The sequence below is a fragment of the Thioclava electrotropha genome, assembly GCF_002085925.2.
Taxonomy (GTDB): domain Bacteria; phylum Pseudomonadota; class Alphaproteobacteria; order Rhodobacterales; family Rhodobacteraceae; genus Thioclava; species Thioclava electrotropha.
Genome location: NZ_CP053562.1, coordinates 3,371,920 through 3,389,740 on the forward strand (window position 1 = coordinate 3,371,920; position 17,821 = coordinate 3,389,740).

The following is a 17,821-nucleotide window of genomic DNA, read 5'->3' on the forward strand; positions in this document are numbered from 1 at the left end:
AGGTCTGCATCACGCTGCATTTGCGAGCCACAGAAAGCGAAACGCCAAAAAATCCATCGCTTTAAGACAGCTATGCCCGAGGCCTCCTGCATGTGCCACCAAAGCCCGAGCGATTCGACTGCGGGGCGCGGTACAAAGGCTGCATGTCGATCTTACGCATCCTTTCTTGTCTCGTCGCTCTCGCCATTTTGGCCCCGAGCCTCGCCCGCGCGGAGAAACCTCTGGGCGGTGCCTTCTTCGACAGTTTCGACAGTTTCAACAAGAAGCGATGGTATATCTCCGATGGCTGGACCAACGGCGACCACCAGAGCTGCACCTGGGCGCGGCGTGCCCTCAAGCTCGAGAAAAGCAAACTGGTCATGTTCTTCCTGCCCGAAGCGGGACCGGACAAGACCAACCTGTGCGCCGAAATTCAGACCCGCGCTAGATACAGCTACGGCACTTACGAGGTGCGGCTGAACACGCCGAAGAATTCGGGGCTCAACGCTTCGTTCTTCACCTATATCGGGCCGGTCCACGGCATGCCGCATGACGAGATCGACATCGAAATCCTCACCAAGGATCCCTCGAAAGTCTCGCTCAACCGATACCTCTCGGGCAAACCGATGGGCGGCGGGGAATTCCCCCTGCCGAAACCGACGACCGAAGGGCTCCAGACGCTTGCCTTCCGTTGGGAGCCGGGCGCGATCACCTGGTATGCCGACGGCAAGGAAATCCTGAAAGTCACTTCAGGCGTGCCCAGCGCGGCTCAGAAGATCTATCTGTCCTTCTGGAGCACGCAGACGCTGAGCGAATGGATGGGGCGCTATAAGAAGCCCCCCGGCCCCTTGCGCTACACGATCGACTGGGTCGGTTACACGCCGCTCGGCGAGACATGCCAATTCCCTGAATCGATGCTGTGCAAGGAACCATGACGGCCCAAACTGCACATGGCGGTTATCCGTATCGAAATGAGATCGTGATCAGCCCGACGGCGCTCTTCGCGACATTGGCGCTGTTCATCCTGCACATCACGCCGAAGATTGGGACGCTGGGCGCGCTTGGCTTTCTGATCGTCGGGTGTTTCCTGATCCTTCGGCAACCATGGCGTTCGCGCGATGAGATCGTCGATATGTGGTGGCTTCTCGCTCTGCCCGGCTGGACCGTGCTTTCGGTGCTCTGGTCGGATGCGCCAGCTCTCAGCCTTCGATACGGCATCCTTCTGACATTTACCTTCATGGTCGCCATCCTGATTGCGCGGCGCCTGTCCCCGCTCAACTACTACAAGGCCGTTTTCTACTCTTTCGCCGCGGTCAACGTCATCAGTGCGGTGCTGGGGCGCGAGCGCGCGGATGGGCTGGGCTTCCTCGGGATATTCCACAGCAAGAACGCAATGGCGAGCACCGCCTCGATGCTGCTCATCTCGGCGGCGCCACTGTTTTTCGACCGCAGCCTGCCGCGATGGCTGCGCTACTCGGGCGTGGCGATGACCCTGCTGGCCGCGCTGCTTCTCGTGAAAGCGCAATCCGTCGGCGCGATCCTTGCGAGCGTGGGAGCTTTGGCCGTCGCCGTGGGGATCGTGCTTCTCTCGCGAACCTCGGCATGGAAGCGGTTCTTCCTGCTCGTCATGATGTCGATGCTACTGCTTCTGGTAGTTCTGCTCATCATGGCGAATTTCAGCCATGTCGAGTCGTGGTTCTTCCATTCGACGGGCAAGGACGTCACGCTCACCGGGCGCACCGACCTCTGGGCGATCGCGATAAGACAGATTGCCGAACGTCCGGTTCTTGGCACAGGTTTCCAGGCGTTCTGGATTCCCGGTCAGCCCGTCGCGGAGGAAGTCTGGGCGCAGTTCGGGATCGCGTCGAAATCCGGTTTCCACTTCCACAACACCCTGCTCACAAACGCCGTGGAGCTCGGCCTGCCCTTCGCACTTCTGCAGACGGGCCTCGTCTTCTGGGCTGGCTATGTCGTGATTGCCTGGGCGATCCGCGATGTGCGCGCCGAAACGATCTTTTTCGCGGCCTTCATGATCCGTCAGTTCGTTCTGTCGCTGGTCGAAGTGACGTATTTCTTCCAGTTCGATCCGATCACGGTGATCACGGTCGGCGCGATGGTTTACGCGATCCGATTGCGACGCGGCGAATAGGCGGGACGCGCCTCAGCCGTTGCTTCCGGCTGCCTGCTTTTGCGGAGCTTCCGTCGTGGCCGCTGTCTCGTTGGGGTCACGCGAAAGCGTCACCTCCACGAGGTCACCCGGTGACAGCCGCGTGTCGAAATCGGCGACGGTCTTCGCAGTGCCTCCGCCTGCAGGCGTGACGACGACCTGCAATTGCGGGCCGCCCTCTTCGCCTGCCAAGCCTGCGCCGATAGCGCTCGGCACGGCCAGCCGCATCAACCCACGTTGAAGGTCGAGGCGCTCACGAACATCGGAAAGTTCGGATTCCGCTTTCTGCTTATCGTTCAGCAGCTGTGTGATGCGCCCGGCGCCCAGATCGAGACGATCATTTTCGGCGCGGGCCAGTGCTTGACGAGACCGCAAAATCGCAGTGTCGACATCGAGGATCTGACTTTGGATTGCGGCAAGCTTCTGTTCGGCTTCGATTGCCCGGTTACTGGGGCTCAGGCCCCGATCAACGAGCTGCGCAACCTTGTCGCGCTGCTCTGCAATCAACTCCCGTTGGTGGTCCAAGCCTTTGGATTTTTGCTGCAACTTGTCGATCTCTTGAGTCAGGAGGGTCACCTGCCCGTCCACGAGTTCGCTTTTGCGCTTCGCCGAGTCGAGCCGCAATTTCAGAAGCGACTGCTCTTGTGCAACGCGCAGCTCTCCATCCTGCCCGAGTGAGGCGGCCGTCGGAAAGTTCGCATCAGTGGTGCCAGCCTGTTCCGCGTCGAGACGCGCGATGCGCAGGCGCAAATCGCCCTCCTGCCGCGCAAGCTGGGCCTCCTGTGCCGCGATCGAAAGATATTGGGACATCGTCCCATCGCCGGAGACGCCCGTCAGCCCCCCCGCGAGTGCGAGGGCGTGGCGAACAGTCATCCCGGAGGTGAAGTCCACCGGCCCCGGCTTTCTCGCGAGCCCGCCGACGATCACCGGCGCACGCTGCGTGATGCTCAGCTGAACATCGAGTTGTTCCGTCAGCGCCAACGTATCCTTCAAGCGCGCCGAGATTTCCTCGGCGACATCCTCGGCCTCGCGCCCCTTCGTCTCGACCTTCCCGATAAACCCGATATCCAAGGCACCGTCAGACGAGATTTCATATGGCCCCTTCAGCGCGGCCCATTGTGCCATTTCACCGGCGACGCTGCGCCACTCAACGATATTGAGCGAGACAACATCACCGGCTTCAAGCTTTTCGGCATAGGCCGGAAAGGCAGTCAGCGCAGTTACGGCCAACGGAAAGAGGAAACGCCGCAACGGGACACGGGACATTGGCACAGCTACCTCGCCCCGCTCGCAAACAGGACCGCCGGGATCGTGAGAACCAGAACCTTGATATCCAGGAGCACGTTCCACGACATCACGTAGTGACGATCGAGAAGCACCCGCGTCGCGTAGCCAGTGTCGCTACGTCCGCTGATCTGCCAGAGGCCCGTCACACCGGGACGCACGCGCAGATAGTGACGGCCAGAGCGGCCATATTTGCGCATTTCCTCGTCAACGACGGGACGCGGCCCGACGAGGCTCATCTCGCCGACAAGCACATTGATCAGCTGCGGAAGTTCATCGAGGCTTAGCTTGCGCAGGACAGCCCCCAAAGGCGTGACCCTCGGATCGTCATGCAGCTTTCTCTCTTCTTCCCAGATAGTGCGCTCTTCGGGGAAACGCCGGAAATGCTCTTCCAGGATCCGGTCGCCATCGACGACCATCGTCCGGAATTTCCAGCACCGAAACTTCTTGCCGCCCCGACCGACGCGGACGTGTCCGAAAAGCACGGGCCCCGAACTCGTCATACAGACAAGCGCGGCAACCCCGAGCAAAAGCGGAACAAGCAGCGGTAGGAAAACGAGCACAAGCAGCAGATCGAGCCCACGCTTGGCAATATCTCCTGCAGGACGCTCAACGAGCGGTTCAGCAGAAGCAGCACTATGGACTGTAGTCGGAGCAAAGAAGTGCCCCTTACGCGTTTCAAAGGTCATGTTTTCACCCCCCAGTGAAAGAGCGACAGTTTGAAATCCCTCGATTAACGATTTGGTAACCTTGCGAAACGAACAAGACGAAATGATCCTTTCGCACCTGCAGCATAAATTTCGCATCACCGATCCGCGAAATTGCGCCATTCTGGAGGCGGTCCGCACGAAAAACGGGCGCTAGGAATCCAATTTGAGGATTATGGGCGGCAGAATCACCTTTAATCCCAGGTGCGAAGCTCGTTCGCTTTCCCAGAATTCCGCTAAATCGCGGAATTACCCCTAATTCGAAGAAATTCTTGCGACTTATTTTAGCGATGGCCAGAAAATTGGCCAATTGTGTGGCAGGCGTACGGTTTCATTAAGAGTGCTCTCCCCGTTCAGCGCTTTGCACCTCACAGCGCGGGCCGTTCCTCAGTAAGCCATTGGTATGAAGATGCCGCGACCGGCCCTTTCAAAGGAGGCCGCAGACGCAGCGGCGGCTGCCGACCGCAGTCTGATGCAACGGTGAGAAGACGGAGGATGATGTGACGACGCCCCGAATTCGCCTCCATCTCGGAGCCCACAAGACAGCGACAACCTATCTCCAGGCGCGCCTCGAACTGAACGCGAAGCTTCTTGCCGCGCAAGGTGTCGCTTTCTGGCCTATCAACAACATTCGTCCCCTCTTCCATCAGGTATGGACCGAAAGCAAAGGCGCGGGCAGGTCGGAAAAGCTCAAGGCACTCTCGGGACGTCCAACGCGCCTCGACAAGCTTGGATCGAAGATCACGAGCCTGTTCGACACCTCGGACGAACTGCTTGTTTCCGAAGAGAACCTGTTGGGCGAAACGGGTGAATTCCTCGACGGGGCGTTTTATCCGACGGCGATATCGCGGCTTCAGCTTCTCGCGACATTCCTGCCGGATCGCCCCTTGGATATCTGGCTCTGCATCCGGTCCTATCCCGACTTTCTGGCATCGATCTATGGCGAAGCGATCCGCTTCTCTCCCGTTCCAAGTCCCGAGCAATTCGCATCCGCCTTTTCCTCACCGCAGGGGGCATGGCTGCAGATCATCGACGACATCCGCGATGCCTTGCCGCACGCGAATGTCTTCATCTGGCGCTACGAGGATTTCCGCGACCTCGAGCCCCGCATCCTCGAAGGGTTGAGTGACGTCGAGGCTGAGGCGTTTGAGCCGCTGCAGAACCCTACTGTGCGGGGAAGCGCTTCCGACAGTGCAATCCGCGCCATGGCCGAGACCGCTGAACCGCTCTCAGCGACGGAATGGCGGTTTCGAATGGCGGCTCTGGAGCATGAGTATCCGGTGCAAAGCGCACGGGACCGGTTCTCCCCATGGCCCGAAGACCAATTCCGAAAAATGCAGCAAGACTACGTTTCGGACATCTCCGCGATTGAAGCGCGCGCGGATATCACGTTCATCCATTGATCGCCGGGCGACCACCTCGATCATAGTTTGCTGCGAAAGGACGCCCAGAACAGATGACCGACACACGGACACGCCTGCTGAAGGGAGCCGTCTGGATCGCGCTCGGAAGCATGATCGCGAACGGAATCGGGTTCCTGAACACGATCATCATGGCCCGGCTTCTCGTGCCCGAGGATTTCGGGCTTGTGGCAATCTGCGCTGCGGTGATGGCCATTCTTCTGTCGCTCGCGGAAATGCCCCTGTCGGAGACGCTGGTGCGCCATGACGCCCCGACCGAAGAGCATTTCAACACTGTCTTTTCGATGTCCTTCGCGCGTGGCCTCATCGTCGGGGGCGCGGTGGCCGCGCTGTCCTACCCGGTCGCGTTGCTCTATGGCGATATGCGACTGCAGAACATCCTGCTCGTGATGGCGGGGTCCTTCGTCTTCGCCGGTCTCGCGAATCCAAAACTCGCCTTGTTCGAGCGAGAACTGGTTTTCCATCAAGTCGTCCTCATGAAGGTCGGCGAGAAACTCTTCGGCACGATCGTCGCAATTACGCTTGCACTCGTGTTTCGATCCTATTGGGCCTTGGTGCTGGGCGCCGTGGCCTCGGACGTCGCCCGGATCGTTCTCTCCTATGTCTTCTATCCCTTCCGGCCCCGCCTGACCTTCAGCAAGTATCGCGAGATCCTCTCTTTCTCGATCTGGATCACCCTGGGCACTTGGATTCAGGCGATGAACTGGCGCGCCAATCCGCTGCTTTTCGGGGCCGTGCTGCCAACCAACATTCTGGGGCAGTACAGTTTCGGCAACCGGATCACGAATGTGGTCATCGCGCAGCTGAACCAACCCCTGCAAAGGACATTCTTCCCGGCCTTTTCCCGGGTGAAGAACGATCGGCAAAAACTGGTATCCGCCTATAAACGTGTGCAGGGCGTTGCCTGCCTCTGGATTTTCCCCTTCGGCTTCGGCCTCGCGGTGATCGCCCATGACCTTGTCGCGTTGGTCTTGGGAGAGAAGTGGATGCCCGCCGTCCCCGTCATTCAGATACAGGCGATCATCCTAGCCTTGCAGGCGACGGTGGCGATCCAGCCGATCGCCATGGCAACGGGAGACACCCGGCATCTCTTTTTCCGCGACCTGCGCGCATTCTTCATTCGATGGCCACTGATCCTGCTCGGGATGTATCTCGGCAGCGCGAGCTACTACGGCATGCTCATCGGCGCCCTGATTGGCGGCGCGGTGGCGGTCGTCATCAACATTATCTGGAACATGACCCTGGTCACGCAGATCGCAGGCATCAGGCTGCGCGAGCAGCTGCAACTCGCCCTGACCCCGACGATCGCTGTGGCCTTTATGGCCCTCGTGGTCTGGTCGACCGGAAACCTTTGGCCGCAGCACACAAGCGTCCCTCTGGAGGCGGTGCGTCTGGTGAGCCTGATCACGATAGGCGGCATGGCCTACGTGGCTGCGGTCGCCGCGCTCTGGCAGTTCAACGGGCGCAAAGCGGGGCCGGAACTCGAAATGGCTCAGTTGTTGAAGGCGCTATTCACGAAAGCATCGAAGTTTCGCCGGACTTCTTGATCGCGCGCTCCGCGAAACGCTTCGAAAGCGCGCGTTTCAGGCGGAGGAATTTCCCGCGGTCATCGTGTGACTTCTGCAGGTGAACGAGCCAATTCTGAGACACCGAAGCCAGAAGCGCTTCATCGACCTCTTCCCCAAGCCACTCGAGCAGAGGGCGGAACCCGTCCGGTTTGCCCTTGTAGTCGGCATAGTCGATCAAGAAGGCCCGATCTCCGAGCGCCTTGGCCGACGCCTCGAAACGGCGGTCCGCATCCTCGATCAGATCGCGGATCCGTTTCATGTTCGACTCGTAGCGCCACCAGCCGGACTCTGCGACCTCGCGCCAATCGCGCGTGTTGAAGATGATACGCGAGCCGGGAAAATATTGCGTCAGAAACGCGATGGAACTCTCATACTCTGCCAGCGAAGTCTCATGGGCAGTGAACCGGATTTCCTTGAAGCCCGTGACGCGTGTGTCCGGGTCCGGGCGTAAGATCTCCTCGACGAACGCGTCAGCCAGCTTCTGGCCCCAGCTGTCGACCTTCGGATCGTTGATCCCGAACCAGGGCGCGTCCGGATTATGGGACTTTGCATGCGGGTGCTCCTGTGCCTCGGCAAGCACGGAGACGCTCATGCCGAGATGGTTGGCAATCCCGTTATTCTCGCCGCGAATGCAATACCCCTCCAACCTGTTGAGCAAGTTGAGCAGGACCGTTGAACCGGACCGACCGTAAGTGACGACAAAAAGATACTGCATTCTCTGGGCTACCTTTGAACTGTATCGAGCACTCCCCACTCGAACCTAAGCGAGCCCTGCGCCCTCTTCACCGCGTGACGGTTCTCGCGCCTCCGATCCGACCCCGAGTTGCAATTTATTTGGGCAGATGCGGGCGCGACGGATAAGAAACCGGCGCATCTCATATGCGAGCCGGCCACCGAGAGCTCTTGCGCGCGGGCTGTCTTGCTCGGCTGGGGCAGCCCTCCTACCGTTTTTCGAAGCGATACTCAGGAACGGGGACCTGCCCGTGCCTGCCTTCAGGAAAGCGTTTTCAGATTGTGGCAAGAAACGATGGCCTCACAGTCCCGACCTTTAGCCGAGCAGCTTCCACGCGACGACGCGTCCCCGCGATATGCGGCGCTGATCAGGGCCTATGAATGCCCGCCGCTGCTTGCAGAGGTGATCGCGAAACTGCGCGAGCAGAGCTTCCCGCCAGAGGACATCATCATCGTGGATTCCTCGCATGAGGAACAGGTTCGCGACCAGTTCGCGGCCCTGGGCGCGACCGTCGTGCCCTACGACGACACCGAGTTCAATTATTCCAAGGCGATCAACGTCGGCGTCGAGGCGAACACGCTTCCCTATACGCTCATCTTCAGCAGTCATGTTGTCTTCGACGATCCGAAGTTCGTGGAAAACGGCTGGCGGGAGATGAAAGCGCGAGATCTCGAGATCGTCTACTGGGCGCCGGCGCATTCCGAATGCCCGGACCCGAGCAAGCTCGAACCCGTTTCGATCACCCCTCGGCTCTTTAACGGCCGCAACGGGATTTCGAATAGCGCCGCGTTGACGCCCACGGCTTTGATGCGCGAACGTCCTTTCCGCGAAGAGGTCTTCTCAGCCGAGGATCAGGAATGGACGCGATACTATCTGAAGCGCTTCAAGCGGCCCGTGCTCCGGATCGAGAGCGAGAAGTTTCGCTACCTCAACCCCAATCACGGAGAGACCGTCTGGAGTCAGGCGAAACTTCTCAATGAAGAACTCGCGATCGGGCATTTCGTGAATCGAAGACTGGTGATGCCCGACCGGATCGCCGCACGTTTTCTGCGCGGTGTGCTTGCCACCATCCGCCGCCGCCCCGATCGTGCCCGTATGCATTTCGCGATCGCCAAAGCTCTGCTGGCAGCGAATTTCAAGCCTCCCAAGAGACAGTCCCGATATTTCTAACAGGCGAACTGATCGCAAAGGACTCCGAATGATGTACGACGTCCGCGAGCCGCATGCCGCGTATGACCCGAACGTGATCGACATCGTTTGCGTGACCGATTCCAACTATGCGCCGCATTTCGTGTCGCTGCTGAAATCCATCGAGGCGGGCAAAGGCGCGGAGCAGATCCGGGTTCACGCGATACTCGATTCCGTCGATGAGGCAAGGTTCTCGAAGATCGCAGAGACGGCGACGGGTCTCGAAATCCATCCCTATCACGTTGCGGATCATAAGGCGCTGAAGCTTCCGCCGATCCTGCATATCAGTCGCGCGACCTACCTGCGCCTCATAATGACAGAGCTTCTGCCGCAGGACATCTCACGCGTGATCTACCTGGATATCGACATGGTTGTGACCGGAAGTCTCGTCGACCTCTGGAGCACCGATCTGAAAGGTATGGCCTGCGGCGCCGTGCAAGACGCGTTCGTGGACCCGACGAACTTCGCGCGGCAACATGAGCTGCCGAGCGCGGGCACTTATTTCAATGCCGGTGTCCTCCTGTTCGATCTCGATGCGATCCGGGCCACGGACGCATTGTCCCGAGCGCTCGACATGCTCCTGGCCGCGCCCGAGAAATACGAGTTCGCGGATCAGGACGCATTGAACAAGGTATTCTGGGAGAACTGGTCGGCGCTGGACGCGAAGTGGAATTTCCAGCGCCTCTTTCTCTGGGAAGGGTGCGACTACACCTCTTCCGTTCCCTTGGCTCAGGCTTTGCCGCGGATCGTCCATTTCACGGAGTCGCCGAAACCCTGGCAGGCCGCCGAATGGCACCCCTATGCGTGGCTCTACTGGAAATACCTCCGCCGCACGCCCTTTCTCGAAGAGGTAATGGAGCGCGAGAAGGTCGGTTGGCTCAGGCTTCTGAAGTTCTGGCTGAAGTTTTACCTGAAGAAACCGCGCTCCTGAGCGAATAGAATGCCGACGCCGGAAGGCAAGCAAAGGCGGTGACGAGCTACACTCTCAACTCATTCCGCGGCCCCGAGCCTAGGACGCTGGCGCATGCTTCTAAGGATAGCTCTCTGGAGTGTCGCCGTATGACGCTCAAAAAGCCAATGAACACACCACGCGAGCAAGAAGGAGGACAGGATATACACCCCGAACAGGACCATCCCGTTCCGCAAAGCGTCGAACCTCGCGACATGACGCATCGAACTGAGCAAGGCCATCAGAGGGAAATGAACAAGATACAGAGAGTAAGAGATTTTGGAGAGGAACTCTGCCAGTCGCGCGCAGTGGTCGAAAACCGGATTTGAGAGCGCGATCACCGCGAAAAAGGTCGCGACAGCCGTGATGTAGAGTGAGCCGATTGAGTAATCATTGACGAACTTGAGAGCGGACATGACGACGAAAAGCGCGAAGACCACCGCGAGCGCATAGATCGCTTTCGTTGCAACAAGGCGTCCGAGAAGCCCGTCGCGTGCTTTCCACGCAAAGTATCCAAACAACCAAGTCGGAAAGAGTACTGCCAAGTCGAGCCCGATGAACCACATCGTCAGAACGAAGAGCGCGGCAAAAAAGAGCTGATAACGGCCTGGTTTCAATGCAAAAAAGCCGAGCGGAAAAGCGACGTAATACCAAAATTCGTAGGCGATGCTCCAAAGCGGTCCATTACTCCCGTAAACGGGAACGATAATATTGTGCAGGAAGAAAGCATTGCCCAGAAAAACGAGGACGCCGTTGGCCACCGGCTCGTTCGGGGCGCTCGCGAACTCGGCCCCAAACTCACCTCGATAGTAAGCCGGGTCAAATTGAGACGCTCCAAGCCAGTCGAACATTGCTGTCATGACGAGCACCGGGAGCAAGACGATACCCAAACGGACCACCCTGTGAACCGCGTACTCTTTCCACGACCATCGACCTTCGTGATAGACCCGATCCACGGAGCCAGCGACCAGATAGCCTGAGAGCACGAAGAAAATGATTACGGAATAGGTGCCGAGACCGGTGAGCAAATAGAAGACTTTGGCGACGACCGTCGGGTCGTTCGCAAGCTCGGAGAAGTCGACGAAAAGGAAAGCTCTCGCGTGGCCGATCATCACCAGTATCGCGGCGATTGCGCGAAGCCAGTCGAGACCTACAATCTTCTGTGCCATTGCGCGCCCTCGTAGCTCGAACGGGGCAGGGCGATTTCGATGCGAAGTAAACTTGGGTGCCGCGCTCCCTCAACTCAGGGAGCGCACATACCATCCGCAAGGCAAGTATTGCTCATCGCGGCCATCCGAGACCAAGGAGCCACACACGTTAAATGAAGCATTGTTGGCCTGCATGCGAAGAAATTACGCACGCGATGAACACGCAGATTTGAAAGGACCATCTATCAGCTCTGCACGGGGGCAAGACCGCCCCTCACATGCTTCGCGACGTTAACGGTGCCCTCAGTTATTGCAGGGCGCGCAGAGAGGTCAGGACCTCGTAATTGGGGCAATCCGTGGGGATGGCCTGCGGGCCTTCGCCCTTCTCCGCCAAAACAGCGAGGCAGAACTCGGTGCGTCCACAGGTGCGGCAGGTGGTGATCATCTCGGCGAAATCGGCTTGCGTGAGGAAGCCGTTATGCATCGCTTCGGAGATATTCACTCCAAGACGCCGCGCCATACCGCGCGTCACCCAGAAGTTCAGATCGATTTCGCTTTGCATTCCCATCATTCCACTCCTTGGGGTTCGGCGCCGACGGTGGCGCGGAGCCGCGACATCATCAGGCGGTTTTCGCAATAGGCGGGAGGTGCCTTCGCGGGGTTGCTTTGCGGGTCATGCTCGGCCAGCCAGAGCAGGCAGGCCCCGGCCTCGCGGCACTTGGTGCAGCGGATCAGCGCGTCTCTCCAGCCCTCGCCACTGAGCCGTCCGCTGGCCATTTCCATGCTGAGATCGCCGCCCATCTGCTGGGCCATCCGGTTCATCATCGCCGCGTGGCGATTGAGATGTTTGGCAGCGGTCATGGCGGCCTCCCTTGAACAGTCATCCCGGTGATGGGGGGACTCTGCCGTAGGGTCCGCAATTTCGATATGATTCAGATCAAGCGTTGCGATCCGAGGTATCGCCGTCGATTTCATGTCCGACATTGCAATCCAGATCGGGCGCGAAGCGCGCGGCCAACGCCTGCGCTTGCTCTGCGACCACGGCGCGGTCGCGCCTCAAGGTCATCCCGGATTGCGAATGAGCTGCGGCGCGCAGCGCCTGATGCGCGGCGGGACGGCCGAAGTGATCGGGATGCATCTCGGCCACGGCTTCCAGCACTTCCTGCTGGCGCAGAGCGACTTCCAGATGCCCCGCCCCATCGCGCCCGATCGCGGCGAAAGCATCCTCGGTATATTGCTCGGGCGTCACCGCGCGCACATAGACGCGGTCGAACACGCATTCGGGGCTGTTCGGCGGGTGCCATTCGGCCAGAACCCTCGCCAGACGCCCGAGAATATCGATACCAGTGCCGGGGTCGTTGATCGCAGGCGAAAGCGCACGAGAGGCGATCTCGGCCAGCGCGATCAACCCGAATTGCGGATCCTGATCATAGTCGCGGGCATGGTCGATGGTGAAGGCGTCGCGCGCGGCCTCCTCGATCTCCTCGCGGGTCTCGGTATCGCCCGGCAGCGCATCGCATTGGACCAAATGAGACGCCCCATGGACGAATTCGCCGGGCCGCGCGCAAAGCCAGATCCGGCAGTCATGCGCCTCGGCGACCTTTTGCAGCGCGCCCATATCGACATGCTGCACATGGCCGGTCCGAGTCGAGGTGATCCCGAAGACACCCACGGGCGGCTCTTCCCATTCCTTGCCGCCGAGCCACGGCCGCTCGCAGCGTGCCTTCAGCGCCGTGCTCGCGGCACTCTCGACGCGGCTGATCACGTCGCCCAAGCGTCCGAATTCGCTCAGATGCTGCACCCAGCGCAACAGCGAGATCACCACCATCGCCACCACGCCAAGCGTCACCACCAGAAGGATGAACCGCCCCGAGTCGTCATAGACATTCGTCTCGAGCGCGATGATCCCGACCAGAGAGAAGACGAAAGAGCCGATGAAGCTCGCCAGCACGTTCTGCGTGACGCGGTCGGTCTGCATCAACTTGATCGCGCGCGGCGTGGCCCCTGTCTGGGCCGAGCTGAACGCGGTGATCATGATCTGCAACGAGAAGGTGGTGACGGTCAGCATCGCGGTCGCGATGATCTTCAGGATCGGCTCCACCGAGCCTGCCCCCATCTTGTAGCCGAGATCCGGCGGCACGAGATAGCCGAAGCCCGCCGATCCCAGCGCGGTCAGGACCCCCAGCACGCCGAAGGCCGTCACCCGCACCCAGATCTCCCGCAGGATGACCTTCAGCCGCCAGCGCAGTCGCGAAAAGATTGCCATTGGTTCTGTGTTCCCGTCCCCAGTTCCCGCGTCCCGGACCCGCCTTTGCCGGGGGCCTCTATGTCAAATCTCAAGTGCGCAGGCCCTGAACGGGTTCCCTCAGCTGCCCGCCGGGATCTTGCCCGCACGCAATTGGGCGACGGTGTCGCGCACCACGTCGAAGCGCAGCTTGTTGGGCGGGTGGGTGCCCAGCGTCTTGTCGCCCGGGTCGGGCAGGCGCAGGAAGAACTGCGCGCCTTTGAGCGGATCGTAGCCCGCGTCCCATGTGATGATCGTGCCGAGCCGGTCGGCCTCCAACTCGTAATCCTTGGAGTAGAGCCGCGAACCGATCTCGGCCCCGATTCTGCGCGCGCGCTGCACGGTCAGGGGATCGGCGCCCTGTGCCTGCACCGCACGGCCCAGATAGGCCGCTCCCACCGCAGCATCGCGTTCGCGCGCCGCGATATGACCCGCGATGTGATGGGCGGCCTCGTGGCCGATCACGAAGGCCAGCTCGTCGGCATTGCGCACTTCGGCGATCATCGCAAGCGTCACCCCGATCACCGGGCGGCCCGAGCGATCGGTGGTCTGAAACGCATTCGCATCCAGATCGAGCCGGTCATCGACCACGAAGAGGTAATCGCAGTTGAGCTTTCGCGTGCGCTTTCGGCATTCCTGCTCGATCTGCGGCTCCATCCGGTCGCCCACATCGACCAACCGCGACACGGCCACTTCGGCGCGTTGCCTGTCTTCGGGCGAGATTTCGGTCTGCGGCAAAGGCGCCATTGTCGGCACGCAGCCCGAAAGCAGCGTCACCGCGAGCGACAGGATCACGAGGAGAAAGCGGAAGGAAGGCATCGACGGGAAGGCGCCCCTGAAAGAGGATTTCGCCCAGCTTAACGACTTGGTTCGCAGCCGCATAGCCTTCTGCACGTGATCGCCTGCAAGCGCCGGCGTGATTTCGCTTTTTCGGATCGAAAAGCCGCGCTAGCATAAGAGCATGTTTACCATCGAACACGAATTCGACGCGACCGTGATCACCCTTGTCGACGAGGGGACGGATCCGCTTGATTATCTGCAGGAAGACATCACGATCAGTTCCTTCGAGGACTGCGTCGTGGTCGAACAGCTCGACGAGCAGACCGAGCAGGTGCAGACGATCACCTTCAGCCATGCCCAGCTGCGCGAACTCGCCGCGGCGCTCAACCTGCCTGAAGGCGTCTATCGCCTGAAGCAGACCGGCAGCGCCTCCAGCGAGGACGGCTGACCCCCCTGCCCGCGCCGCGATGCACGCTCAATCGAGGCGGAACACCTTGTCGCGCGCGGTCTCGCCGCGGATCAGCGTCAGCCGCGATTTCGCGACGCCCAGCGCCTTCGCCAGCAATTTGACCACCGCCGCATTGGCCTTGCCGTTCTCCGGCACGACCGTGACATAGGCCCGAAGCCCTTCATCCCCCACGCGTATCTCGTTGCGCGACGCTTTCGGCGTCACGCGCAGCGCGATTTCGCTGCCCGGAATGGCAAGGTGGCTGAGATCCGTCATCGCGCCGCAGCATAGACCCTGCTCAATGGCGCACAAGCCAGTTGCCCATGCTGCGGTTGCAATCGCGCGCCGAGCGCCCGATATCTGGCGCAACAAACGGAGAATTTCATGACTGAACTGCCCGAAGTGAACCCGGCCGAGCGCAATGACGCGGCGATGGCTTTCCTTCTGACCCGCCGGTCGCGCCCGGCCAAGACCCTCAAGGCCCCTGCCCCCGACGCGGCCGCGCTGCGCGAGATCCTGACCGCCGCGGCGCGCACCCCCGATCACGGCAAGCTGGAGCCGTGGCGCTTCATCACCATCACCCGCGAGGCCGCGCAGCGTCTGGGCGCCGAGGCCGAGACCCGCGCGAAGGCGCAGGGCCTGCCCGAAGAGAAGATCGCCAAGGCGGGCAAGCAATTCCATGACAGCCAGCTTTGCGTGGCGGTGGTGTTCTCGCCCAAGGACAGCGAGAAGGTGCCGCAGGTCGAGCAGCTCTATTCGGCGGGCGCGGTCTGCCTGTCGCTTCTGAACGCGGCTCTCGCCGCGGGCTGGGGCGCGAACTGGCTCACCGGCTGGGCCGCGCATGACGAGGCCTTCGGGCGCGAGATGCTGGGCCTCAAGGAGGGCGAAAGCGTCGCGGGCTTCATCCATCTGGGCACCGAAGGCGTGCAGCCTCCCGAACGCCCCCGCCCCGACCTCGACGCGATCACGACCCGGATTTCGGAATGATCATCTCGAGCTATGTGAAAGCCTGGGCCGATCTGCTGCGGCCCGGTGCGATGAAAGTCGTGGGCTTCGGCGTGGCCCTCTCGCTGGGCCTTCTGGTCGCGATCTATGTGGCGATGGTGATGCTGATCGGCTGGCTGGTGCCGGACAGCTTCTCGCTGCCCTTCATCGGCGAGGTCGGCCATATCGATACCGCGCTGTCGATCGTGTCGGCGGGCGTGATCCTGTTCGCCTCGATCTTCCTGATGGTGCCCGTGGCCTCCGCCTTCACCGGCTTCTTCCTCGAAGACGTGGCCGAGATGGTGGAGGACGTGCATTATCCGACTCTGCCGCCGGTGCGCAAACTGACCTTCGCCGAAGGGATGCGCGACACGGTGCGGTTTTTCGGGGTGATCCTCGCGGCCAACATCATCGCGCTGATGATCTATCCTTTCGTGATCCCGCTGGCGCCGTTTCTGTTCTTCGGGCTGAACGGCTACCTTCTGGGGCGTGAATATTTCCAGATGGCCGCCTTCCGGCGGATGGAGCGTGAAGCGGCGCTCGAGCTTTACGAGCGCAACAAGGTCACGATCTGGGCCGCGGGCGCGCTGATGGCGGTGCCGCTGTCCATCCCGCTGGTGAACCTCTTCGTGCCGGTTCTGGGCGCTGCGGGCTTCACCCACCTGTTCCACGCGATCACCGGTCGGCGCGGGTGACGGGGCGGCGCCAACGCGCCGCTCACATCTCTTCCTTGATGCCCTTGCGGATCAAGAGCCAGTTCACCGGGTAGGCGGTCACGAAACCCGCCATCATCGCGATCTGCATGGCGAACCAGAATTCCGGGTCGGCGGCGTTGATCTCGGCGCCCCAGAGCCCTTTGAACACGGCGAAATGGAAGATCGCCATCATCCCGTACATGCCGATCTGCCACGAGGTGAGCGAAGCGACATCGGCTTTTGCCGCCTCCTTGAGCCCTTCACCGAGGCCAAGCCCGCGCATCGGCGCGATCGAGAAATACTGGAACACGATCCCGATCGCGAGGGCGAAGACGTAATCGAGCCCCCAGACCGCAAAGATCTTATCTTCCCATAAACCTGGCCAGCCGAATGCGATCAGCACCGCGGGGATCGCGAGCGCGAGGTTCTCGGCCAGAATATCGCCAAGAGTGCAGCCTGCGCCGCAATGGAGCGTCCCCTTCGCGACCGAGACCGGGAAGGGCGCATTGCCATGGCCCGGAAAGCGGCCATGCAACCAGATGACCAGCGGTCCGCCGAACAACCCGCAAATCGGCCAGACCCATGCCATGATCGCCATATGCGGCGGGTTCCGACGCATCTGAACGAGAAGATAGAGAAATGAGAGAACGCCTACAGCAAGCGATAACCAGCTCAGAACGGTAAACCAGTTTGGTGTCATGGGAGGCTCCTTTCAATAACCTCCCAACTCGCTCCGCTTTACTGGGTTCCTTGCGCGCCTAGCGGCGCAGCTGCCCGAAGAAGTCGATATCTTCCAAGGTGATGATCCCCGACAGCAGCACCGCCGCGATGATCGCCCAGAGCACGATGGTGACAATAGTGGTGATCTTCACCTTCGCGCCCAGATGCGCCTCATGCGGCGCCCCTGCGGGGGTGCCCGGCACGACCTCGTCTACATCGCCTTGCGTCTTCAACCGCACCGGCAAGACCATGAAGAAGATCATGAACCAGATGACCGCGAAGAGGATGATGCCGCCGGTGAGGCTCATCAGACCTGCTCCAGTTCGACCAGGCAGCCATTGAAGTCTTTCGGGTGCAGGAACAGCACGGGCTTGCCATGCGCGCCGATCTTCGGCTCGCCGCTGCCCAGAACCCGCGCGCCATCCGCTTTCAGCTTGTCGCGCGCCTCGAGGATGTCTTCCACCTCGAAGCACATATGATGGATGCCGCCTGCGGGGTTCTTTTCCAGAAAACCGTTGATCGGGCTGTCCTCGCCCAGCGGGTAGAGCAGTTCGATCTTGGTGTTGGGCAGTTCGATGAAGACGACCGTGACGCCGTGATCGGGCTCGTCCTGCGGCGCGCCGACATTGGCACCCAGCGTGTCACGATACTTGGCCGAGGCCGCCTCGAGGTCGGGCACGGCGATAGCGACATGGTTCAGGCGTCCGATCATTTGGGTCTCCTCCGGTAACGCGGGCGTTAAAAGGGGTAGCCGGGCGCGCGGCTT

General features: G+C 60.8%; 21 protein-coding genes. 9 read left to right on the forward strand and 12 right to left on the reverse strand.

All coding sequences use genetic code 11. The features are described from left to right. Nucleotides 1-143: 143 nt before the first annotated feature. A complete protein-coding gene (locus AKL02_RS15930) occupies nucleotides 144-914 on the forward strand; it encodes a family 16 glycosylhydrolase (protein WP_083075821.1) in 771 nt (256 codons plus the stop codon). Beyond that, entirely contained in the window at nucleotides 911-2,128 is a 1,218-nt protein-coding gene (locus AKL02_RS15935) for an O-antigen ligase family protein (RefSeq protein WP_083075818.1), read from the forward strand. Before AKL02_RS15930 ends, AKL02_RS15935 begins: the two co-directional genes overlap by 4 nt. 12 nt (nucleotides 2,129-2,140) lie before the next feature. Here AKL02_RS15935 and AKL02_RS15940 read toward each other — a convergent pair whose 3' ends face one another. Next, nucleotides 2,141-3,412 (reverse strand): polysaccharide biosynthesis/export family protein, encoded by a 1,272-nt coding sequence (locus AKL02_RS15940; RefSeq protein ID WP_083075816.1) that lies wholly within the window; start codon nucleotides 3,410-3,412, stop codon nucleotides 2,141-2,143. An 8-nt stretch (nucleotides 3,413-3,420) separates the two neighbouring features. Further along, entirely contained in the window at nucleotides 3,421-4,119 is a 699-nt protein-coding gene (locus AKL02_RS15945; RefSeq protein WP_078520467.1) for a sugar transferase, read from the reverse strand. Between the two features lie 518 nt (nucleotides 4,120-4,637). On the opposite strand from AKL02_RS15945, the gene AKL02_RS15950 reads away from it, so the two are divergent. Both AKL02_RS15950 and AKL02_RS15955 read left to right on the forward strand, forming a co-directional pair. Further along, the gene (locus AKL02_RS15950) at nucleotides 4,638-5,540 is read left to right on the forward strand and encodes a hypothetical protein (protein ID WP_083075813.1); all 903 of its coding nucleotides are present in this window, start codon (nucleotides 4,638-4,640) and stop codon (nucleotides 5,538-5,540) included. Between the two features lie 53 nt (nucleotides 5,541-5,593). Continuing rightward, complete coding sequence (locus AKL02_RS15955) at nucleotides 5,594-7,105, forward strand: lipopolysaccharide biosynthesis protein (RefSeq protein ID WP_083075810.1); 1,512 nt, start codon at nucleotides 5,594-5,596, stop codon at nucleotides 7,103-7,105. Here AKL02_RS15955 and AKL02_RS15960 read toward each other — a convergent pair. After that, nucleotides 7,071-7,841, reverse strand: coding sequence for a sulfotransferase (locus AKL02_RS15960; RefSeq protein WP_083075807.1), 771 nt, complete (start codon nucleotides 7,839-7,841; stop codon nucleotides 7,071-7,073). The two genes, AKL02_RS15955 and AKL02_RS15960, sit on opposite strands and share 35 nt — an antisense overlap. A 108-nt stretch (nucleotides 7,842-7,949) precedes the next feature. Between AKL02_RS15960 and AKL02_RS15965 the strand changes: the two genes are divergently transcribed. After that, entirely contained in the window at nucleotides 7,950-9,029 is a 1,080-nt protein-coding gene (locus AKL02_RS15965; protein ID WP_133051922.1) for a glycosyltransferase family A protein, read from the forward strand. 28 nt (nucleotides 9,030-9,057) lie between these two features. Further along, the gene (locus AKL02_RS15970) at nucleotides 9,058-9,978 is read left to right on the forward strand and encodes a glycosyltransferase family 8 protein (protein WP_083075801.1); all 921 of its coding nucleotides are present in this window, start codon (nucleotides 9,058-9,060) and stop codon (nucleotides 9,976-9,978) included. A gap of 59 nt (nucleotides 9,979-10,037) precedes the next feature. Here the strand turns inward: AKL02_RS15970 and AKL02_RS15975 are convergent, their stop codons facing one another. From AKL02_RS15975 to AKL02_RS15995, 5 genes are all read right to left on the reverse strand, one after another. Continuing rightward, complete coding sequence (locus tag AKL02_RS15975; RefSeq protein WP_083075799.1) at nucleotides 10,038-11,165, reverse strand: acyltransferase family protein; 1,128 nt, start codon at nucleotides 11,163-11,165, stop codon at nucleotides 10,038-10,040. A gap of 286 nt (nucleotides 11,166-11,451) precedes the next feature. Then, nucleotides 11,452-11,712 carry a DUF6455 family protein gene (locus tag AKL02_RS15980; RefSeq protein WP_078542044.1) on the reverse strand — a complete coding sequence of 87 codons (261 nt, stop codon included), beginning with the start codon at nucleotides 11,710-11,712 and terminating at the stop codon, nucleotides 11,452-11,454. Further along, a complete protein-coding gene (locus tag AKL02_RS15985; RefSeq protein ID WP_083075796.1) occupies nucleotides 11,712-12,005 on the reverse strand; it encodes a DUF6455 family protein in 294 nt (97 codons plus the stop codon). The genes AKL02_RS15980 and AKL02_RS15985 overlap by 1 nt, the downstream gene beginning before the upstream one ends. Nucleotides 12,006-12,081: 76 nt before the next feature. Next, nucleotides 12,082-13,410 (reverse strand): DUF2254 domain-containing protein, encoded by a 1,329-nt coding sequence (locus AKL02_RS15990; RefSeq protein WP_083075793.1) that lies wholly within the window; start codon nucleotides 13,408-13,410, stop codon nucleotides 12,082-12,084. A 99-nt stretch (nucleotides 13,411-13,509) separates the two neighbouring features. After that, the gene (locus tag AKL02_RS15995) at nucleotides 13,510-14,247 is read right to left on the reverse strand and encodes a M48 family metallopeptidase (protein WP_083075791.1); all 738 of its coding nucleotides are present in this window, start codon (nucleotides 14,245-14,247) and stop codon (nucleotides 13,510-13,512) included. A 142-nt stretch (nucleotides 14,248-14,389) separates the two neighbouring features. Here AKL02_RS15995 and AKL02_RS16000 point away from each other — a divergent pair, with 142 nt between their 5' ends. Beyond that, nucleotides 14,390-14,656, forward strand: a complete 267-nt coding sequence (locus AKL02_RS16000) for a DUF8831 family protein (RefSeq protein WP_078548415.1) — start codon at nucleotides 14,390-14,392, stop codon at nucleotides 14,654-14,656. Nucleotides 14,657-14,683: 27 nt separating this feature from the next. Here the strand turns inward: AKL02_RS16000 and AKL02_RS16005 are convergent, their stop codons facing one another. Further along, nucleotides 14,684-14,932, reverse strand: coding sequence for a DUF167 domain-containing protein (locus AKL02_RS16005; protein ID WP_078569946.1), 249 nt, complete (start codon nucleotides 14,930-14,932; stop codon nucleotides 14,684-14,686). Between the two features lie 108 nt (nucleotides 14,933-15,040). Here AKL02_RS16005 and AKL02_RS16010 point away from each other — a divergent pair, with 108 nt between their 5' ends. Together AKL02_RS16010 and AKL02_RS16015 are read left to right on the forward strand one after the other, a co-directional pair. Further along, the gene (locus tag AKL02_RS16010; protein WP_083075788.1) at nucleotides 15,041-15,643 is read left to right on the forward strand and encodes a nitroreductase family protein; all 603 of its coding nucleotides are present in this window, start codon (nucleotides 15,041-15,043) and stop codon (nucleotides 15,641-15,643) included. Continuing rightward, nucleotides 15,640-16,335, forward strand: a complete 696-nt coding sequence (locus AKL02_RS16015; RefSeq protein ID WP_078520480.1) for an EI24 domain-containing protein — start codon at nucleotides 15,640-15,642, stop codon at nucleotides 16,333-16,335. The genes AKL02_RS16010 and AKL02_RS16015 overlap by 4 nt, the downstream gene beginning before the upstream one ends. Nucleotides 16,336-16,357: 22 nt before the next feature. Here the strand turns inward: AKL02_RS16015 and AKL02_RS16020 are convergent, their stop codons facing one another. The 3 genes from AKL02_RS16020 to mce are packed head-to-tail and all read right to left on the reverse strand — an operon-like array spanning nucleotide 16,358 to nucleotide 17,767. After that, nucleotides 16,358-17,035 carry a DUF4396 domain-containing protein gene (locus tag AKL02_RS16020; RefSeq protein WP_083075785.1) on the reverse strand — a complete coding sequence of 226 codons (678 nt, stop codon included), beginning with the start codon at nucleotides 17,033-17,035 and terminating at the stop codon, nucleotides 16,358-16,360. A 58-nt stretch (nucleotides 17,036-17,093) separates the two neighbouring features. Beyond that, nucleotides 17,094-17,363: a DUF1467 family protein gene (locus AKL02_RS16025; protein ID WP_083075783.1), complete on the reverse strand. Its 270-nt coding sequence runs from the start codon at nucleotides 17,361-17,363 to the stop codon at nucleotides 17,094-17,096. Further along, complete coding sequence (mce, locus tag AKL02_RS16030) at nucleotides 17,363-17,767, reverse strand: methylmalonyl-CoA epimerase (protein WP_078548426.1); 405 nt, start codon at nucleotides 17,765-17,767, stop codon at nucleotides 17,363-17,365. The genes AKL02_RS16025 and mce overlap by 1 nt, the downstream gene beginning before the upstream one ends. Nucleotides 17,768-17,821: the final 54 nt, after the last annotated feature.

What these genes read in the sequence shown, in the direction of transcription:
- AKL02_RS15930 (WP_083075821.1), top strand. Translation starts at nt 144, where the DNA reads ATGTCGATCTTACGCATCCTTTCTTGTCTCGTCGCTCTCGCCATTTTG.
- AKL02_RS15935 (WP_083075818.1), top strand. Translation starts at nt 911, where the DNA reads ATGACGGCCCAAACTGCACATGGCGGTTATCCGTATCGAAATGAGATC.
- AKL02_RS15940 (WP_083075816.1), bottom strand. Translation starts at nt 3,412, where the DNA reads ATGTCCCGTGTCCCGTTGCGGCGTTTCCTCTTTCCGTTGGCCGTAACT.
- AKL02_RS15945 (WP_078520467.1), bottom strand. Translation starts at nt 4,119, where the DNA reads ATGACCTTTGAAACGCGTAAGGGGCACTTCTTTGCTCCGACTACAGTC.
- AKL02_RS15955 (WP_083075810.1), top strand. Translation starts at nt 5,594, where the DNA reads ATGACCGACACACGGACACGCCTGCTGAAGGGAGCCGTCTGGATCGCG.
- AKL02_RS15960 (WP_083075807.1), bottom strand. Translation starts at nt 7,841, where the DNA reads ATGCAGTATCTTTTTGTCGTCACTTACGGTCGGTCCGGTTCAACGGTC.
- AKL02_RS15970 (WP_083075801.1), top strand. Translation starts at nt 9,058, where the DNA reads ATGATGTACGACGTCCGCGAGCCGCATGCCGCGTATGACCCGAACGTG.
- AKL02_RS15975 (WP_083075799.1), bottom strand. Translation starts at nt 11,165, where the DNA reads ATGGCACAGAAGATTGTAGGTCTCGACTGGCTTCGCGCAATCGCCGCG.
- AKL02_RS15980 (WP_078542044.1), bottom strand. Translation starts at nt 11,712, where the DNA reads ATGGGAATGCAAAGCGAAATCGATCTGAACTTCTGGGTGACGCGCGGT.
- AKL02_RS15985 (WP_083075796.1), bottom strand. Translation starts at nt 12,005, where the DNA reads ATGACCGCTGCCAAACATCTCAATCGCCACGCGGCGATGATGAACCGG.
- AKL02_RS15990 (WP_083075793.1), bottom strand. Translation starts at nt 13,410, where the DNA reads ATGGCAATCTTTTCGCGACTGCGCTGGCGGCTGAAGGTCATCCTGCGG.
- AKL02_RS15995 (WP_083075791.1), bottom strand. Translation starts at nt 14,247, where the DNA reads ATGCCTTCCTTCCGCTTTCTCCTCGTGATCCTGTCGCTCGCGGTGACG.
- AKL02_RS16000 (WP_078548415.1), top strand. Translation starts at nt 14,390, where the DNA reads ATGTTTACCATCGAACACGAATTCGACGCGACCGTGATCACCCTTGTC.
- AKL02_RS16005 (WP_078569946.1), bottom strand. Translation starts at nt 14,932, where the DNA reads ATGACGGATCTCAGCCACCTTGCCATTCCGGGCAGCGAAATCGCGCTG.
- AKL02_RS16010 (WP_083075788.1), top strand. Translation starts at nt 15,041, where the DNA reads ATGACTGAACTGCCCGAAGTGAACCCGGCCGAGCGCAATGACGCGGCG.
- AKL02_RS16015 (WP_078520480.1), top strand. Translation starts at nt 15,640, where the DNA reads ATGATCATCTCGAGCTATGTGAAAGCCTGGGCCGATCTGCTGCGGCCC.
- AKL02_RS16020 (WP_083075785.1), bottom strand. Translation starts at nt 17,035, where the DNA reads ATGACACCAAACTGGTTTACCGTTCTGAGCTGGTTATCGCTTGCTGTA.
- AKL02_RS16025 (WP_083075783.1), bottom strand. Translation starts at nt 17,363, where the DNA reads ATGAGCCTCACCGGCGGCATCATCCTCTTCGCGGTCATCTGGTTCATG.
- mce (WP_078548426.1), bottom strand. Translation starts at nt 17,767, where the DNA reads ATGATCGGACGCCTGAACCATGTCGCTATCGCCGTGCCCGACCTCGAG.